The following is a 14,991-nucleotide window of genomic DNA, read 5'->3' as shown; positions in this document are numbered from 1 at the left end:
ACCCGCGCCACGACCGCAGGCCGTTCCGCGGCCGCGGACCGCATGGATCGCAGGCCGTGTGGTCGCAGTCGTGGCCGCGCGGACCGCAGGACCGCAGGACCCGGTCGGCCTCCCTCGCCGACCGGCGCAGCACCCCTTCGTCCCGTCGCCGCCGAACGTGACCCGTTCGGCGGCGACAGGACGGATACTCCACGCAATCAGGGCATGATTTCAGCACACTCCCACCCCATTAATAGGAGGGCTGACCGCCCGTGGTACACGCAAACGACGAACGCGTGACCGCCGGCGGCGTGGACGTCACCGTTTCCGGTGACCTATCGCACGCCGCCGCAGTCGCCGAAGTCATCACCGCCTGCGTCGTGGACAAGGTGCCCGCGCGCCTGGTCGCCTCGGACGCCACGCTGTGGGGTCCGGAGGCCGAATCGCTGGCCGCGATCCGCCTGGGTTGGGTGGATCTGCCCGCCTCCTCGCGGGCGTTGCTGCCGCAACTCGCCGAACTGCGCGAGCGCTTGAGCGCCGAGGGTCTGGACCACGTGGTCCTGGCCGGCATGGGTGGCTCGTCGCTGGCGCCCGAGGTGATCACCGCCACCTACGGCAAGAAGCTCACCGTGCTGGACACCACCGACCCCGCCCAGGTCCGCCGCGCGCTCGGCGAGGACCTGGAGCGCACCGTCGTGGTCGTCTCCAGCAAGAGCGGCGGCACCGTGGAGACCGACAGCCACCGCCGCGCGTTCGAACAGGCCTTCCTCGACGAGGGCCTCACCAACGACCAGTTGGCCGGCCGGATCGTGGTCGTCACCGACCCGGGCTCGCCGCTGGAGAACACCGCGCGCAACGCCGGCTACACGATCGTGCTCGCCGACCCCAACGTCGGCGGTCGCTACTCGGCGCTGACCGCGTTCGGCCTGGTTCCCAGCGCGCTGGCCGGCGTGGACGTCGAGCAACTCCTCGACGACGCCGCCGCGCTCGCCCCCACGCTCGCCGGCGACCGGGACAACCCGGGCCTGCTGCTGGGCGCGGTGCTCGGCGCCGCGGCCAACCACGGCCGGGACAAGCTCGTGCTCGCCGACACCGGCGACATCGTCGGTTTCGGCGACTGGGCCGAGCAGTTGATCGCCGAGTCCACCGGCAAGCAGGGTCGTGGCATCCTGCCGGTCGTGGTCGAGGGCGTGGACGCGCCCGGCTTCGACCACGCGGTGGGCGCCGACGCGGTGCGTACCGTGATCGGTGACGAGGACATCGACCGGCCCGAGGCCGACCTGCGCGTGTCCGGCCCGTTGGGCGCGCAGTTGCTGCTGTGGGAGTACGCGACGGCGGTTGCCGGCCGGGTGATCGGCATCGACCCGTTCGACCAGCCGAACGTGCAGGAGTCCAAGGACAACACCGGCGCTCTGCTGACCAAGGCGGGCGACGACGGCCCGCTGCCCGTGGGCACACCCGCGTTCGTCGACGGTGCGGTCGAGGTGCACGGCGACGCCGCGCTCCTGGACGGGGCGAGCGACCTCACCGGTGCGCTGCGCGCGCTGCTCGCGACGGTGCCGGACAACGGCTATGTCGCGGTGATGGCCTACCTGGACCGGCTCGGCGACACCGACGCGCCCAAGGTGCGCCCGCTGCTGGCCGAGGCACAGGGCGGCGAGCAGGTCACCTTCGGCTGGGCGCCGCGATTCCTGCACTCCACCGGCCAGTTCCACAAGGGCGGGCCCGCGGTCGGCGTGTTCCTCCAGATCACCGGCGCCAACGCCGAGGACCTGGACGTGCCCGGCAAGCCCTACAGCTTCGGCCGCCTGCAACTGGCCCAGGCGCTCGGCGACCTCGGCGCGATCACCTCGCGCGAGCGCCCGGTGCTGCGCCTGCACCTGACCGACCGCGCGGCCGGACTCGGGCAGCTGCTCGACGCCGCCCGCGCCCTCGCAAACGGAGCGGCTCGATGAGCCCCAAGGCCCCCAAGTCCAAGCCGGCGGTGTGGCCGGAGAACCCGCTGCGCGACCCGCAGGACCGCCGGCTCCCGCGCATCGCCGGCCCCTCCGGCCTGGTCATCTTCGGCGTCACCGGCGACCTGTCCCGCAAGAAGCTGATGCCGGCGATCTACGACCTGGCCAACCGCGGCCTGCTGCCGCCGGGCTTCGCGCTGACCGGGTTCGCCCGGCGCGACTGGGAGAACCAGGACTTCGCCCAGGTCGTCTACGAGGCGGTCAAGGAACACGCCCGGACCCCCTTCCGGGAAGAGGTCTGGCAGCAGCTGTCCGAGGGATTCCGGTTCGTCCAGGGCGAGTTCGACGACGGCAAGGCGTTCGACCAGCTGCGCCAGACGATCGACGAGCTGGACGAGCAGCAGGGCACCCAGGGCAACCACGCCTTCTACCTGTCGGTGCCGCCGAAGGCTTTCCCCGAGGTGGTTCGCCAGCTCAAGGAGCACGGGCTCGCCGACCCCAAGGCCGACTCCTGGCGCCGCGTGGTGATCGAGAAGCCGTTCGGGCACGACCTCAAGAGCGCGCGCGAGCTGAACAAGGTCGTCGACGAGGTCTTCCCGCCCGAGGCGGTCTTCCGGATCGACCACTACCTGGGCAAGGAAACCGTCCAGAACATCATGGCGTTGCGCTTCGCCAACACCATGTTCGAGCCGCTGTGGAACCGGTCCTACGTGGACCACATCCAGATCACCATGGCCGAGGACATCGGCATCGGCGGCCGGGCCGGGTACTACGACGGCATCGGCGCCGCGCGCGACGTGATCCAGAACCACCTGCTCCAACTGCTCGCGCTGACCGCGATGGAGGAGCCGGTGTCCTTCGACGCCGACTCGCTGGTCGCCGAGAAGCTCAAGGTGCTCAGCTCGGTCAAGCTGCCCGACGACCTGTCCCGCGGCACCGTCCGGGCCCAGTACACCCGCGGCTGGCAAGGCGGCGAACTGGCCAAGGGCTACCTCGAAGAGGACGGCATCCCGCCGGACTCGCGCACCGACACCTACGCCGCGATCAAGCTGGAGATCGCCAACCGCCGCTGGGCGGGCGTGCCGTTCTACCTGCGCGCGGGCAAGCGGCTCGGCCGCCGGGTCACCGAGATCGCGGTGGTCTTCCAGCGCGCGCCGCACCTGCCCTTCGACGCCACCGCGACCGAGGAGCTGGGGCAGAACGCCCTGGTCATCCGGGTGCAGCCGGACGAGGGCATGACGGTGCGGTTCGGCTCCAAGGTGCCGGGCACCGCGATGGAGGTGCGCGACGTGAACATGGACTTCGCGTACGGCGAGTCGTTCACCGAGTCGAGCCCGGAGGCGTACGAGCGACTGCTGCTCGACGTCCTGCTCGGCGACGCGCCGCTGTTCCCGCGGCACGAGGAGGTCGAGCTGTCCTGGAAGATCCTCGACCCGATCGAGGAACACTGGGCGCAGCACGGCAAGCCCGAGCCCTACGTGTCCGGGACCTGGGGTCCCGACGCGGCCGACGAGATGCTCGCACGTGACGGACGGAGCTGGCGCCGCCCATGATGATCGATCTGACGGACACCAAGTCGAGCAAGATCAATGCCGCACTGGTGGAGGCCCGCCGCGGGATGGGCAGCCCCACCCTGGGCATGGTGCTCACCCTGGTCATCGTCACCGACGAGGCCAACCAGTACGACGCGATGAAGGCCGCGGGCGAGGCGGCCCGCGAGCACCCGTCGCGGATCCTGGTGGTGATCGGCCGCCCCGGCCAGGAGATCGCTCCGCGCCTGGACGCCGAGGTCCGGGTCGGCGACTCGGGCGTGGGCGAGACCGTACTGCTGCGCATGCACGGCGAGTTGGCCGATCACGCCGAGTCGGTCGTGCTGCCGCTGCTGCTACCGGACGCGCCGGTCGTGGTGTGGTGGCCCGGGCGGGCGCCGGAGGTGCCCAGCAAGGATCTGCTGGGCGCGCTGGCCACCCGTCGGGTGACCGACGCCGCCGCGCCGCCGCGCCGGGCCGATGTGCTGCGGCTGCGGGCGAGCGCGTACACGCCGGGCGACACCGACCTGGCCTGGACCCGGACCACGCCGTGGCGCAGTCTGCTGGCCGCGGCGCTGGACCAGAAGTACAGCCGGATCCTGGGCGCGAAGGTCGGCGCGAAGGCGGGCAACCCGAGTGCGGAACTGCTCGCGCTGTGGCTCACCGACCGGCTCGAGGTCGATGTGGAGCGAGTGGAGACCGGTGGCCCCGGGATCACCTCGGTGACGCTGGTGACCGAGGACGGCGAGATCGTGATCGACCGCCCGGACGGGATGATGGCGTCGCTGTCCTCGCCCGGCCAGCCGGACCGCGTGGTCGCGCTCAAGCGCCGCGAGGCCTCCGACCTGGTCGCCGAGGAACTGCGCCGGCTGGACCCGGACGACGTGTACGCGGCGACGCTGGCCCGAGCCGCGTTGGAGGCGGCGCGGGTGCCTTCCGCGGCCTCGTTCACCGAGTCGCCGGTGTCCCAGACGCCGGTGCGGGACGTGGAGCGGGTCGAGGAGGGCGAGGCGCCGCTGCGCCGGGCGACCAAGGAGGTCGGTACGGCTCCGCCGCTCAAGCGCACGTCCGGTGCGGCGGCCGGCAAGCGGGTCGCGACCCGCAAGGCGGTCGACAAGAGCGAGGGCAAGGCCGCCGCGGCAAAGCCCGCGGCGCCGCGGGCCGCCCGGAAGAAGAAGGGCGACGGCGCGTGAGCGCTCACGGCCCGGTCCGGGTGCACGCCGACACGGCGCTGATGGCCAAGGCGGCCGCGACCGGGCTGATCCAGCGGGTCGCGGACGCGCAGGCCGAGTTCGACGTGGCGCACATCGTGCTGACCGGTGGCCGCAACGGCAACGCGCTGCTGCACGAGTTGTCGCTCACGCCCACACTGGGCGCGATCGATTTCGACCGGCTGCACATCTGGTGGGGCGACGAGCGCTTCCTGCCGGCGGGTCACCCCGACCGCAACGAGACGCAGGCGCGCGAGGCGCTGCTCGACACGGTCCCGGTGCTGCCCGAACTGGTGCACGCGATGCCGGCCAGTGACGGTCCGGACGGCGACGACGTGGACGCGGCGGCGCGGCGCTATGCGGCGGAGCTGGCTGCCGCCGCATCGGACGGCGCGGCCGTGCCGGCCTTCACGCTGGCCATGTTCGGGGTCGGCCCCGACACGCACGTGGCGTCGCTCTTCCCGGGCTTCGCCGCCACGGCGGAGTCGACCCGCACGGTGGTCGCCGTACGGGAGGCCCCCAAGCCCCCGCCGACCCGGATCACCCTGACCTTCCCGGCGATCCGAGCGGCGCACGAGGTGTGGTTGCTCGCCGCGGGCGAGGACAAGGCCGACGCGGTCGCGACGGCCCGGGCTTCGTCCGACGCGACGAAGACCCCGGCGGCCGGCGCCTACGGCACGGGCGCCACGCTGTGGCTGCTCGATCGAGCGGCGGCGTCGAAACTACCGAACTGAATCGGCACCCCGCGGTCGACGGTTCCTCTTCCCGCATGCCGCCGGGCCGGCCCCTCCCCTCGTGGGAGGGGCCGGCCGAGGTCGGTGGTTCCGGCTGATCAGGAGTGCCAGATCTCCCTGATGTCGGTGATCTCGTTCGCCGCGTTCAGGGTGATGTCGTACACGCCGAAGGCGGAGCACGTGTTCGCGCCGTCGTCCTGGTGGGTCAGGCACTTGTCGATGTGGTCCCAGACCTGGCCGAGGGACTCCGCCTTCTTCGGTGGCGGGCCGGCCAGGGTGCCGGTGGCCTTGGGTGCGAACAGCAGCGGCGTCTGCTCGGCGCCGATCGCCTCGAAGTGGCCGTCGTTGGGGTCACAGACGAACTTGGTGTTCTTGTAGTACAGCGAGTCCTTGGTGGGCCGCTTGATCGGTTGCACGACCTTGTGGCCGGGCTTGGGCGTGTACGGCGCACAGTCGCCACCGGGTTCGGCCGACCCGCCGCCGGCCGACGGCTTGGCCGACTTCGGTGCCCGGGTGCCCGCCGGGCCGGAAGCGGTGGGACCGCCGCCCGACGCCGGTGCCACGACCGGTGCCGTGACGACCGGCGTGTCGGCCGCCTTCGGCGTGTCCTTCTTGTCCTTGTCGTCCGCGTTGCACGCGACCAGCGTGAGCGCGGCGACTGTCGCGGCGGCGATCCCGCCCAACATCCTGCGAGTCCTCGGATACATCGAACCCCCTGTGCGCCGGGCGCGAAACGCCCGTACTTCGATGGAACTCGCACACATTAGCGATCTTGGGATCGTGCCGACGCGAAACCAACACGCGTAAGGTGAAGGCAACCCCAAGATCTACAACGGTTCGGGCAAAATCGCGCTCGGTGGATATCCCCTCACCGAACGGACCCGCCGGCCGTGGCCGGATCCGTACCCGTTCGGCCCCGTCGGCGGCCCGCGCGCGATAGCGTCACGCGGAGGTCTTCGGGACCAGAGGCGAGGTGGGACCCGTGCGGTTCGGATGGCTGCGGCGCCATGAGCGTCACCTGGAGGAATACCGGCACCGGCGCGAGCAGGAATCGCCGTGTCCGGGCCGAGCCACGCCCGAACCCCCGCCCGCCGCGCCGTCCTTCGCCGAATTCGCTCGCCGGGACGGACACAATCCGGCCGAACCGGAATCGAATCCGCCGGGAAGCGCCGGCCCACCGGCCGAGTCCGACGACGCCGAGGCCACCCGGGCGCGGATGCTCACCGAGAAGGCACAACAACTGACTCGGGCCGGCCGGCACGCGGATGCGGCGGCGCCCGCCCGCGCCGCGGTCCGCATGCTGGGCGCGCTGGCCGCGAAGGACCATCGCCGGCACGGACCCGCGCTGGTCGGCGGGTTGCGCGCGTTCGCGGCCGTGCTGGCGGCGGACGGTCGGGCCGAGGACGCGGTCAAGGTCGCCGCGAGCGCCGCCGAACACGCACGCAGGCTGGCCGCGCTCGACCATCGCGCGCACCGCCCGCTGCTCGCCGTGGCGCTGCGCGAACTCGGCGCCCGGCTCGGCGACCACGGCGACGAGTCGGCCGCGCTGAGCGCACTGCGCGAGTCGGTACAGGTGTTTCGTACGCTCGCCGCCCAGGCGCCCGAGCGACATCGCGCCGAACTCGCCCTGTCCCTGGACGAACTCGCCGGCCGGCTGGCCGCCACCGGAGCCGGCGACGCCGCCCTCGCCGCCTTCACCGAGGCCGAGCGCCTGCTCGGGATCGGCCCGCCGCAGGCCCATCAGGCCGCCGTACTGCTTCGGCACGCGACCCTGCTCGCCCGCCTGGGCCGAGGTCCCGAGGCGATCGCGCTGGCCGGCGAGGCGGTCGAGGTCCGCCGCGGCTACGCGAGCGCGGAACACGCGCCCGCCGGCCGTCGTGAGGACGAACTCGCCGCGTCGCTGCAGAGCCTGGGCCTGTTGCACAGCGCCGGCGGTGCGCACGACGAGGCGGTGGACGCGTTGGAGGAGGCGGTCCGCCTGCGGGCGAGACGGGTGCGGGCCGACCCGGTGTTGGCCCGTCGTCCCGAAGTCCCGGTCACCTACGCGCTGTACGGCATCGTCCTGGTCGCCGCGGGCCGTCCCGCCGACGCGGTCCCGCCGCTGGCCGCGGCGCTGGGCGTGGGCACCGCGCTGAACCTGGACCGGGTCTCCGACCTGGCCGGGGACACCCTGGTCCGGGCGCATCGCGCCGACCCGGACGCGGTCCGCAGCCGCTGGATCGCGGCCACCGGCGAGGAACTGCCCGCCTGGATCGAACGCGGCCAACGCCCGCTCCCCCAGCAGGCCAACCGTCGGCAGGTGCACCGCCCCGAACCCCAGGAGGCACTGCCCGCCCGCGACTGACGACGCGTGGCGGGCCCGGGGCGGCGCGTACCGGCACACGACGAAAGAGCCGCCGGAAGCGACGACACACCCGAGGGTGTGTCGAGGCTCCCGACGGCTCTTTCCATCGCGGCACACGGCCGCACGTGTGGGTCGAAACTCACAGACTCACGGACGCACTCGCGAACTCAGAGCTCGCCGCGCAGCTTCGCCAGCGCCTCGGCGAGGATCGCCTCGCCGTCGGCATCGCTGCGACGCTCACGCACGTAGGCGAGGTGCGTCTTGTAGGGCTCGGTACGCGGGGCGTCCGGCGGGTTGTGCTGGTCCTGCCCGGCGGGCAGGCCGCAACGGGGGCAGTCCCACGTCTCGGGGACCTGAGCGTCGGTCGCGAAGCTCGGCTGCGTCTCGTGCTTGTTCGCGCACCAGAAAGAAATACGGAGACGTGGGGCTGCTTCGCCGCGCTCTGCTTCCCCCATCGGGCCGGCGCCGACCCGACTCCCACGGATGGCGTTGCCACTTGCCACGGTAAAAACTCCCCTTGGTCCTTGAGGTCGCGCCCCCGTTGCGCGGCTTGGCGTCCAGTGTACGTGCGCCTCGCGCAAGGTTGAACCGAGCGGTGGGCCTTTTCCGACAGTCCGTCAGAAAGGCCACCGCGCGGGTGGAAACAGCGGCCGAACCGGCGCTGTCAGTACGTGTTCTTGAGCAGCAGACCGAGTACGACGATCGTCACGAACCAGCACACACCGACGATGATGGTCATGCGGTCGAGGTTCTTCTCGACGACGGACGAACCGCCGAGCGAGGAGGACATGCCGCCGCCGAACAGGTCGGACAGGCCGCCGCCCTTGCCCTTGTGCAGCAGCACCAACAGCACCATGAGCAGGCTGAAGACGATCAGGGCGATCGAGAAACCGGTGACCACGGCCGGGCCCAACTCCTTCTGGCGGAACGCGGGGGCCGGGGATTCCCAGCCATCGGACAGAGTACGCTGCCGCGCCCCGCAAGTGGGAGCCGTACGGCCCTTCGGCTAATCCGGCGGATCATACTATTACGGCCCACCCGGCTCGGGCCGCTCCCCCTCCGGCGCGTGCCCACGAGGCCCCTCGGCCGGTTCGTCGACGGGCTCCGCGCCGGCCGGCTCCACGTCTCCGGTGTCCTCGACGTCCACCTCGTGGCCGCTGCCGCCGACGAGCGCACCCGTGCTGGTCAGCGGATGCCCGGGGCCCGCGCTCCGGGGCGCCCGGGCCGTTCCCGTACGACGAACGCCCACCTTGTTGTCGCCCCCCGCGACGATCGCGCCGGTGTTGCTCACCGGGCCGCCGGACAGGCTGATCCCGTCGTTCCCGCGCGGCTCGCTCTCGTCCGGTTCGTCGGTGTTCGATGCGGCGGTGTTCACGATGTACCTCCCGCTGTCGATCGTGCGCCCGATCCGGCTCCGCCGGAACCCCGCACGGACGCCTGGATGCCTCGGCCGGCGACGATCGCACCGCTGTTGTTCAGGTCGCCGGCGACGTTCTGGATGATCCCGTTGTTCAGGACCAGTTCGTTGCGTTGGCGGTACTCGGTCACGTCCACGTTCCGGCGCTGGAGGAAGTCCAGCACGAAGACGGTGAACTTGCGCTCGATCAGCTTGAGGTACTTCTCCGCGTCCGAGTTCTGGAAGAACGTGGCGTAGTTCGCCGACGCGCCCAGCTCGCGCACCGACGCCCGGGCCCCCCGGTCCACCGGGAGGTTGCGCACCGCGCGCTCCTCCGCCGCGCGCAGATTGCCCGCCCGGCGCCACCACGACGCCCACACCCGCATCAGTCGACCGGCCGAGGAGATCATCAGCCCCGGCGCCTCCAGCAGCGAGCGGCCGAACGCGCCCCACAACGTCGCCGCGTCCGCGGTGTGCAGCCACTCGTCCGCCACGTGGAACTCGGGTCGGATCGGCGGCAGCACCAGCTCGTGCAATTCGGTGTACAGCAGTCGGCCGTCCATCGTGAAGCGGATCAGCACCGACACCACCACCTCCTGCGACCACGTGCCCACCCGCACGCACAGGTAGCGCCGGGTGGCCTCGGCCGGCGGCGGCACCGGGCCCCCGCTCACCCCGCTGCTGAACTCGTGCATCTGTACGCTCAACCCGGCCAACCGGTGCCGGCCCTCCTCGGACCGGGCCAGTTCCTCGAACGACGAGCAGATCGCACCGGTGAGCTCGTCGACCGTGAACGGGGTGAACCCGTTCTTCGGCTGCTTGCCCACGCGCGGCGCGTCCAGCACGGACGGCTCGGCCCCGCGCAGCTCGACCGGGAAGGTCCAGCTCTCCACCAGTTCGCCGGCGCCCACGAACGGCAGGTAGCCGCTGTAGCGCACGCTGGACGGAATCGGGACCGTGGGCGGGAACACCCCCTCCGGGACGGCCGGCGCATGCGTCGGTCGCGGCGGCGGCACCTCCGCCCACGCACTCTGCAATCCCCCCGGCCAGGGGTCTCCGGTCCCGTCCGCCGGTGGCCCGGTCGGCACCCGGGTCCGCCCCGGTCCCAGATCCGAGACCACGATGGCCCGCTGCTGCATGCGCTCGATCCACACCACGAAGACCACGACCGCGTAGGTCGGCAGCACGGTCACCGCCAGGGTCTCGCCTCCCGGGAAGCCGGTGTCCCCGCCCGCCACGTACAACATCAGCCCGAACAGCAGCGCCGCCACCCAGGACACCTGCGCCGCCGCCCGGGTCCGGAAGTCGCGCACGCCGCCCCCGCCGGCAACCCCGGCCCGCACCGTCAGCAGCCCGACGAAGACCACGATCGCGAGCCAGAACAACCCGGGTGCGAAGCCGAAGCCGATCAGGAACATCACCGCCGGCACCAGGAACGCGATCACGTCGCGCAGGATGCGCCGCCTTCGTGCGGCCAACGCATGCTCCAGGACCGCCTGTTCGTTGTACCCGTAGGAAGGCGCCCGATCGCGGTGCGCGTTCTCCCACAGTTCCTCGATCACCCGCGCGGCGAACCGCTCGTCGATCTCCGCGCCCGTGCACAGATACCGCGTGGCACCGGTATCCCCGGTTGTGGACATGTCTGGAAATGACACCCGGACCCCCTGGGGTCGACCGGCCGAACCACCCTGTAGGGGCGACTACCGGCCACTTGGCGATGACTTATGGTCAGTCACCCGTTACGGGAGCGGCAAGCGGAATGGAAATAGTTGCGACGGGTTTATGAGGAACGAGTGATTCCGGCCGGCACGCCGGGGCACAGGACCGGCCCGGACATGCCGAGGGCCCGGAGCGGCATCCCGCTCCGGGCCCTCGGCACACGTCCCGACCGGACGACCGCGACCGTCAGGCCTTCTTCTCGTGGTAGCGGACGATCTGCGCGAACTCCTCGGCGGCCAGGCAGGCACCGCCGACCAGTCCGCCGTCCACGTCCGGCTGCGCCATCAGCCCCGCCACGTTGCCGGGCTTCATCGAACCGCCGTACAACACCCGCACCCGGTCCGCGAGTTCCGGCGAGTACAGCTCGGCGAGCTTGGCCCGGATCGCCGAGCACACCTCCTGCGCGTTCTCCGGCGTGGCCACCTCGCCGGTGCCGATCGCCCAGACCGGCTCGTACGCGATCACCACGGACTCGGCCTGCTCGGCCGTGATGCCCTTGAGCGCGCCCTCGACCTGCGCGAGCGTGTGGGCCACGTGCCGGCCCGCCTTGCGCACGTCCAGGCCCTCGCCGACGCACACGATCGGGACCAGGCCGCTGCGATAGGCGGCGTGCGCCTTCGCGTTCACCACGGTGTCGTCCTCGGCGTGGTACTGCCGCCGCTCGGAGTGGCCGACCAGCGCATAGGTGCAGTTCAGCTTGGCGAGCATGGACCCGGCGATCTCGCCGGTGTAGGCGCCGCCCGCGTGCTGCGAGATGTCCTGCGCGCCGTAGCTGAAGCGGAGCTTGTCCGCGTCGACCATGGTCTGCACCGAGCGCAGATCGGTGAACGGCGGCAGCACCGCGACCTCGACCCGGTCGAAGTCCTTGTCGTTCAGGGTGAACGCGAGCTTTTGCACCAGGGAGATGGCCTCGAGGTGGTTGAGGTTCATCTTCCAGTTGCCCGCCATCAGCGGGATGCGGCCGGTGCCGTTGTTGAGCGCAGACATCGGGATCAGCCCTCCAGGGCTTCGAGACCGGGCAGGGACTTGCCTTCGAGGTACTCCAGGCTCGCGCCGCCGCCAGTCGAGATGTGACCGAAGGCGTTCTCGTCGAAGCCGAGCGTGCGCACCGCCGCGGCCGAGTCGCCGCCGCCGACCACGGTGAACGCGTCGGAGTCGATCAGGCCCTGCGCCACCGCGCGGGTGCCGTGGCTGTACGGCTCCATCTCGAACACGCCCATCGGGCCGTTCCAGAAGACCGTTTGGGCGTCGGCGAGCTTGTCCGCGAACAGTTCGCCGGACGCCGGGCCGATGTCCAGGCCGAGCCGGTCGGCCGGGATCGCGTCGGTGGAGACCACCGCGTGGTCCGCGTCGGCGGCGAACGCGGTGGCCGCGATCACGTCGACCGGCAGCACGAACTCCACGCCGCGCGCCTCGGCCCGGGCCAGGTACTCGCGGACCCGGTCGAGCTGGTCCTTCTCCAGCAGCGACTTGCCCACCTCGTGGCCCTGCGCGGCCAGGAAGGTGAACACCATGCCGCCGCCGACCAGGATCCGGTCGGCCTTGTCGAGCAGGCTGTCGATGACGCCGAGCTTGTCGGACACCTTCGACCCGCCCAGGATCACCGCGTACGGACGCTGCACGTCCTCGGTGAGCCGCTTGAGCACGTCCAGCTCGGTGGCGATCAGGCCGCCGACCGCGTGCGGCAGCCGGGCCGGCACGTCGTAGACCGACGCGTGCTTGCGGTGCACCGCGCCGAAGCCGTCGCCCACGTACACCTCGGCGAGCTCGGCGAGGCGGTCCGCGAACGCGCCGCGCTCGGTGTCGTCCTTGGCCGTCTCGCCCGGGTTGAAGCGCAGGTTCTCCAGCAGCGCGACCCGGCCGTCGGCGAGCCCGCCGACCGTTTCCCGGGCACTGTCGCCGACCGTGTCGGTCGCGAACGCCACGTCGGCGCCCAGCAGTTCGCCCAGTCGCGCGGCAACCGGCGCGAGCGAGAACTGCGGCTCGGGAGCGCCCTTGGGCCGGCCCAGGTGCGAGCACACGATCACCTTGGCGCCGCGGGCGACCAGGGCCTCGATGGTCGGCACGCTCGCCCGGATCCGGCCGTCGTCGGTGATGCGCCCGCCGTCGAGCGGGACGTTGAGGTCGGCGCGTACCAGGACGCGCTTACCGGATACCTCGATGTCGTCGATGGTCTTCAAGTTCGACTCGTCCTCGGATGTCGAAGAAACGGGTGGGGGTAGCCGAGAAACGGGCCCGGGTGACGGCGTGTCACCCGGGCCCGCATCGTCAAGCGTTGTCCATCGGTGCGTTGTGCCGCACCGTCAGAGCTGACCACCGATGTAGCCGACCAGGTCGACCAGACGGTTGCTGTAGCCCCACTCGTTGTCGTACCAGCCGACGACCTTGACCTGCTTGCCCTGGGCCATGGTCAGGCCCGAGTCGAAGGTGCACGAGGACGGGTCGGTGACGATGTCCGAGGAGACGATCGGGTCCTCGGTGTAGGTCAGGTAGCCCTTGAGCGAGCCCTCGGCGGCCTTCTGGAAGGCGGCGTTGACCTCGTCGCGGGTCACCTCGCGCTCCAGCTCGACGACCAGGTCGGTGACCGAGCCGGTGGGGACCGGGACGCGCATGGCGATGCCGTCCAGCTTGCCCTTGAGCTCGGGGATGACCAGCGCGGTCGCCTTGGCGGCACCCGTCGAGGTCGGGATGATGTTGGTCGCGGCGGCCCGCGCGCGGCGCAGGTCCGAGTGCGGGAAGTCCAGGATGACCTGGTCGTTCGTGTACGCGTGGACCGTGGTCATCATGCCCTTGACCAGGCCGAAGTTCTCCAGGAGAACCTTGGCCATCGGCGCGACGCAGTTGGTCGTGCAGGAGGCGTTCGAGATGATCGTGTGCGCGGCGGCGTCGTACTTCTCGTGGTTGACGCCCATCACGATCGTGACGTCCTCATTCTTGGCCGGAGCCGAGATGATGACCTTCTTGGCGCCGGCCTCGATGTGCTTCTTGGCCTTCTCGGCGTCCGTGAAGATGCCGGTGGACTCGATCACGATGTCCGCACCCAGCTCGCCCCAGGGCAGCGCGGCCGGGTCACGCTCGGCGATGACCTTGAAGGTCTTGTCGCCGACGGTGATCGCGTCGTCGGTGTAGGTGACCTCCTGGCCGATGCGGCCGAGGATGCTGTCGTACTTCAGCAGGTGGGCCAGGGTCGCGATGTTCGTGAGGTCGTTGACCCCGACGATCTCGAAGTCCGCGCCCGAGGCCAGCGCCGCGCGGAAGAAGTTGCGGCCGATACGGCCGAATCCGTTGATGCCTACCCGGATCGTCACGAACCGATCTCCTCTGTCGAACGCCGAATGCCCTGATGGTGAATGGCCGAGGAGATGGTCAGTGGAATCTGCGATATCCCCGGCCATGTCCGACCCTACCGTGACGCCCCGGGCACCTTCACGCAGGCTTGCTGCACAAGGTGCCCAGGACGGGACGGATGATCGTAAAAGCGGAGCGGCGGGCGAACTCGGGCGGAGCTATTTCTCGCCGACGGACTTGGTGATACCGAAGGCCGCGACGGCGCCGAACACGAAGACGAGGAAGTCGAACGGCTCCAGGCCGTCCTTCCAACCCTGGATGATGTCGCTGCCGAAGTCGGAGACCACGTCGAGCACCGAGATGTTCAATTCGTCGGCGCCCGCCAGGGTGATCGCGGTGAGTTGCCCCAGCATGATCCCGACCAGCGCGAGCACGATCGCCACGATCGGCAGTACCGGGTTGGCGCCCCCCACCCGGCCCATCGCGAGACCGATCAACGCCGCGACACCCACCCCGAACCAGGTGCTCTGGATCTCCAACGACTTGACGATCACGCCGTACACACCGGCACCCACCAGCATCGCCACCACCCCGGCCGCGACGGCCAGACCCGGGTTGCCGACGCGGCGCGGCGGCTGCGGCGGCGGCCCGCCGAACGGCCCCGAGCCGAACGGCCCGGGCGGACCCGGCTGTTGTTGCCCCCACTGCCCCGGGCCGGGTTGGCTCGGCGGCGGCCCCCAGGGACCGGGTGCGTTGTTGCTCAAGGCGATTCCCCCCGACAAAAAAGTGGCACACGCCGGAACTCGCGTGTGCGCACAGACGTTAATGGCCCCCGA

At 71.2% G+C, this 14,991-nt stretch carries 14 protein-coding genes; 5 read left to right on the top strand and 9 right to left on the bottom strand.

Features of this window, described 5'->3' with window-relative positions:
• Positions 1-251 precede the first annotated feature (251 nt).
• The 4 genes from ACIBM5_RS06660 to pgl are packed head-to-tail and all read left to right on the top strand — an operon-like array spanning position 252 to position 5,408.
• Positions 252-1,934, top strand: coding sequence for a glucose-6-phosphate isomerase (locus ACIBM5_RS06660; RefSeq protein WP_396005709.1), 1,683 nt, complete (start codon positions 252-254; stop codon positions 1,932-1,934).
• Entirely contained in the window at positions 1,931-3,487 is a 1,557-nt protein-coding gene (gene zwf / locus ACIBM5_RS06655) for a glucose-6-phosphate dehydrogenase (protein ID WP_396005708.1), read from the top strand. Before ACIBM5_RS06660 ends, zwf begins: the two co-directional genes overlap by 4 nt.
• Positions 3,484-4,656: a glucose-6-phosphate dehydrogenase assembly protein OpcA gene (opcA, locus tag ACIBM5_RS06650; protein ID WP_396005707.1), complete on the top strand. Its 1,173-nt coding sequence runs from the start codon at positions 3,484-3,486 to the stop codon at positions 4,654-4,656. Before zwf ends, opcA begins: the two co-directional genes overlap by 4 nt.
• Entirely contained in the window at positions 4,653-5,408 is a 756-nt protein-coding gene (pgl, locus tag ACIBM5_RS06645; protein ID WP_391582542.1) for a 6-phosphogluconolactonase, read from the top strand. Before opcA ends, pgl begins: the two co-directional genes overlap by 4 nt.
• A 98-nt stretch (positions 5,409-5,506) precedes the next feature.
• Here the strand turns inward: pgl and ACIBM5_RS06640 are convergent, their stop codons facing one another.
• Complete coding sequence (locus tag ACIBM5_RS06640; RefSeq protein WP_396005706.1) at positions 5,507-6,094, bottom strand: hypothetical protein; 588 nt, start codon at positions 6,092-6,094, stop codon at positions 5,507-5,509.
• 296 nt (positions 6,095-6,390) lie between these two features.
• Between ACIBM5_RS06640 and ACIBM5_RS06635 the strand changes: the two genes are divergently transcribed.
• Positions 6,391-7,752: a hypothetical protein gene (locus tag ACIBM5_RS06635; protein WP_396005704.1), complete on the top strand. Its 1,362-nt coding sequence runs from the start codon at positions 6,391-6,393 to the stop codon at positions 7,750-7,752.
• A 167-nt stretch (positions 7,753-7,919) separates the two neighbouring features.
• Here the strand turns inward: ACIBM5_RS06635 and ACIBM5_RS06630 are convergent, their stop codons facing one another.
• From ACIBM5_RS06630 to ACIBM5_RS06595, 8 genes are all read right to left on the bottom strand, one after another.
• Positions 7,920-8,207, bottom strand: a complete 288-nt coding sequence (locus tag ACIBM5_RS06630) for an RNA polymerase-binding protein RbpA (protein WP_020553570.1) — start codon at positions 8,205-8,207, stop codon at positions 7,920-7,922.
• Between the two features lie 209 nt (positions 8,208-8,416).
• A complete protein-coding gene (secG, locus tag ACIBM5_RS06625; protein WP_026218871.1) occupies positions 8,417-8,653 on the bottom strand; it encodes a preprotein translocase subunit SecG in 237 nt (78 codons plus the stop codon).
• 126 nt (positions 8,654-8,779) lie between these two features.
• The gene (locus tag ACIBM5_RS06620) at positions 8,780-9,127 is read right to left on the bottom strand and encodes a hypothetical protein (RefSeq protein ID WP_396005702.1); all 348 of its coding nucleotides are present in this window, start codon (positions 9,125-9,127) and stop codon (positions 8,780-8,782) included.
• A complete protein-coding gene (locus tag ACIBM5_RS06615; protein ID WP_396005701.1) occupies positions 9,124-10,788 on the bottom strand; it encodes a hypothetical protein in 1,665 nt (554 codons plus the stop codon). Before ACIBM5_RS06615 ends, ACIBM5_RS06620 begins: the two co-directional genes overlap by 4 nt.
• Before the next feature lie 265 nt (positions 10,789-11,053).
• On the bottom strand, positions 11,054-11,854 hold the full coding sequence (tpiA, locus tag ACIBM5_RS06610; protein ID WP_396005700.1) for a triose-phosphate isomerase: 801 nt from the start codon (positions 11,852-11,854) through the stop codon (positions 11,054-11,056).
• A gap of 5 nt (positions 11,855-11,859) precedes the next feature.
• A complete protein-coding gene (locus tag ACIBM5_RS06605) occupies positions 11,860-13,047 on the bottom strand; it encodes a phosphoglycerate kinase (RefSeq protein ID WP_396005698.1) in 1,188 nt (395 codons plus the stop codon).
• 123 nt (positions 13,048-13,170) lie between these two features.
• On the bottom strand, positions 13,171-14,175 hold the full coding sequence (gap, locus tag ACIBM5_RS06600; RefSeq protein WP_020553576.1) for a type I glyceraldehyde-3-phosphate dehydrogenase: 1,005 nt from the start codon (positions 14,173-14,175) through the stop codon (positions 13,171-13,173).
• 198 nt (positions 14,176-14,373) lie between these two features.
• Complete coding sequence (locus tag ACIBM5_RS06595) at positions 14,374-14,919, bottom strand: hypothetical protein (protein ID WP_396005697.1); 546 nt, start codon at positions 14,917-14,919, stop codon at positions 14,374-14,376.
• Positions 14,920-14,991 lie beyond the last annotated feature (72 nt).

It is taken from the genome of Embleya sp. NPDC050493, assembly GCF_044458105.1.
Taxonomy (GTDB): domain Bacteria; phylum Actinomycetota; class Actinomycetes; order Streptomycetales; family Streptomycetaceae; genus Embleya.
The sequence above is the reverse complement of the archived record's forward strand: the minus strand, read 5'-3'. Positions and strand labels throughout refer to the sequence as shown.